Source organism: Bacillus cereus group sp. BfR-BA-01349, assembly GCF_022663795.1.
Taxonomy (GTDB): domain Bacteria; phylum Bacillota; class Bacilli; order Bacillales; family Bacillaceae_G; genus Bacillus_A; species Bacillus_A cereus.
On the sequence record NZ_JAKUGE010000100.1, the window covers coordinates 1 to 2,848 of the forward strand.

Here is a 2,848-nt window from a genome sequence, read left to right on the forward strand (position 1 = left end):
AAAAGTAGAGATAACTTCAAAGCTTTACCTATCGCGACCCGTAAGGGTTAGTAGCTACCCCAGCCCTCTCGGGCTAGGATGCTACACATTTAATACCAATAGGGTCTAGTCCGTTAGTTGGTTCATCTAATATGAGTAGCTCAGGATAATGGAGAAGAGCGCGTGCAATTCCTAAGCGTTGCTTCATTCCTAAAGAATACTTTCCTACTAACTTTTTTGTCTCATGCTGCAAGCCTACTATTTCTAATGCTTCTTCGATAGCATTCTTTTTGTGAACCCCAATTATCTTTGCATTAATTAGTAGGTTTTCTTTTGCAGTTAAGTTTTCATAAAATCCTGGAACTTCAACTATAGAACCAATTCTGCTTAAAATATCTTTTTGATTTTGGAATAAGTTCTCTCCGAATATTTCAATCGTTCCACTTGTAGGTTTTATAAGACTAAGCAGCATACGAATGGTTGTTGTTTTACCAGCACCGTTGCGGCCTATGAAGCCATAAATCTCTCCTTGTTGAACATTAATATTTAAATTATCTACTGATTTTTGATTGCCATATACTTTAGTAAGGTTAGTCGTTTTTATAATTGTATTTATAGGAGACACCTGCTTTCTATAAGTTCTTACTTACATCATAAAAAGGAAGGCTTAACTGCATATTAATCATTTCTTAACTATTTCTTAAAAGTATTGTGTTTTGGAATAGAAAAGCCAAAAGTAGTTCGTTTCCATGGAGTACTTTCAACCCATATATGCCCACCATTTTTTTCAACGAGTGCTTTAGAAATAGAGAGTCCGAGACCGCTACCACCAAATGAAGAGTTTCTTGATTGTTCGCTTCGGTACATTCGCTCAAATATGTTTTGTAAATCATGTTTTGGAATACCAGGGCCTTGATCCCAAATATGAAGTTTGTATTCTGCATCAGCTTCTAGCAGTTCGACTCCTATTGTTTTCCCATCCTTTCCGTAATAAATTGCATTTTTCATTAAGTTACCGATAATCCGCATAATGCTTAGATGATCTGCGATGATAGGACAAGTAGACTCTGGTATGAGAATTTGCAGTTCGATGTTATGTTTTGAGAGCTCAGGTAAAAATTCAATCAAAACTTCTCTAGTAACTTCAGAAAAGTCGAGTTCTTCTTCTTTTAGTGGAAATTCATTAGCGTCTAGCTTCGCCATATTGAATATTTCATCAACTAGGTGCTTTAAGTTATTTGATTTCATATAGAGTATTTTAAGATATTCTTGTTTTTCTATTTCAGAAGCAGCAACTCCGTCTTTCAAAGCATCTATATATCCGATAATGGAGGTGAGTGGTGTTCGTATATCGTGGGAGATACTAGACAAAAGTTGTTTTCTGGATTCCTCGGATCTTTTGGCTTCAATCTGAACCTGCTCTAATTTAGCTATTAGCTCGTTTATTGAAAAAACGATATTATGTAATGAGTGGTCATTGCTTGTGAATAATCCCGTTTGTAAGTTTCCTTTTAGTACACGACTTAATTTAGTATCCATTGCTTTACGATGTTGAATGAATTGTATTCTTGAAAAGAAGAGATAAATTGTAATTAAGATAAGGATAATAAATAAAGACATTTTTACTCTTGGGCCCATTTGTATGTTTAAAATCCCACAAATGATAAGTTGTAATGAAATAAGGAAGAGGGTTTTATCAGCCTTCAAGCTTTTCACCTACAAACTTATAACCAATTCCCCATATAGTCTGAATGAATTTTGGATTGGAAGGGTCAATTTCTATTTTCTTTCTAAGTTTTCGAATATGTACCATAACGGTATTGTCATCTTCTATATAATTATCGTCCCACACATTTCGGAAGAGCTGTGTTTTTGTAAATACTTGCCCTGGGTTTGAAGTAAAGAATTTTAACAGTTCCAATTCTTTTCCGGTTAAGCTGATTTCTTCTTTGTTTGTATGAACTGTGTATGTATTTAAATTGATAGTTAGTCCTTTAAAAGATAAAGTAGTTTTTTCTTGAACAGTATTGTTACTTCCGAGAACTAAAAAACGTCGCATAAGAGCTTTTACTCGTGCAATTACTTCGTGAATGCTGAAAGGTTTCGTAATATAATCATCAGCACCAATGCTTAAACCTAAAATTTTATCAACTTCGTGATCTTTAGCTGTGAGCATTAATATAGGTATGTTAGTTTTATCTCTAAGTTTTTTACATACCTCGATTCCATCTATTTTGGGCATCATAAGATCTAATATAACGAGGTTATATTTATTTTGATTAAATAAATGCAAGGCTTCTTCGCCGTTGATTGCAGTGTCTACCATGTATAATTCTCGTTCTAAATATATTTTTAATAAATTTCGGATTTCTTTATCGTCGTCTGCTATAAGGATACGTATATCTTTCATATCTTCACCTGCTTCTAATAGAGTTTTATTGATAGTACAACAACTCTCTAATTATATACTAGTATTTGTTAAAATAAGGTTACTAGTTTTGTTGGAGGAAAACGTCCACACAAGTTAAGTTTAGAGTTCAAATTAACTTGAATATATTTGGAAAAATAAATTAAAGAGAAGCAGAAGGTGTGCTCCGATAATGAAATCCTATAGAGACGTATCTAGCTAAAAGAGCATAAAAATATTAAATTGAAGTTCTTTATAAAAAGGTGTTGACGATTATACTTTAGAGGTGTAATATAGAACAAGTCGCCGATGACAATAACGTCGCAAGCGACAAACGAAATGAAAAACTTAGTTGACATTGAAAGATGAAAATGTTAACATAAGGAAGTCGCAAATGAGCGACCAAGTAGTTCTTTGAAAACTGAACGAAACAAACAACGTGAAACGTCAATTTTTATTTTA

Annotated in this window: 2 protein-coding genes and 1 pseudogene; all 3 read right to left on the minus strand. The window is 33.4% G+C overall.

The annotated features are described in order from the left end of the window. Positions 1–88: 88 nt before the first annotated feature. Positions 89–604: pseudogene (locus MR169_RS27815) on the minus strand (ATP-binding cassette domain-containing protein); the annotation flags it as partial. Positions 605–672: 68 nt separating this feature from the next. After that, a complete protein-coding gene (locus MR169_RS27820; RefSeq protein ID WP_242320380.1) occupies positions 673–1,686 on the minus strand; it encodes a sensor histidine kinase in 1,014 nt (337 codons plus the stop codon). Then, positions 1,676–2,389, minus strand: a complete 714-nt coding sequence (locus tag MR169_RS27825; protein ID WP_242320381.1) for a response regulator transcription factor — start codon at positions 2,387–2,389, stop codon at positions 1,676–1,678. Before MR169_RS27825 ends, MR169_RS27820 begins: the two co-directional genes overlap by 11 nt. Positions 2,390–2,848 lie beyond the last annotated feature (459 nt).

What these genes read in the sequence shown, in the direction of transcription:
- MR169_RS27825 (WP_242320381.1), bottom strand. Translation starts at nt 2,389, where the DNA reads ATGAAAGATATACGTATCCTTATAGCAGACGACGATAAAGAAATCCGA.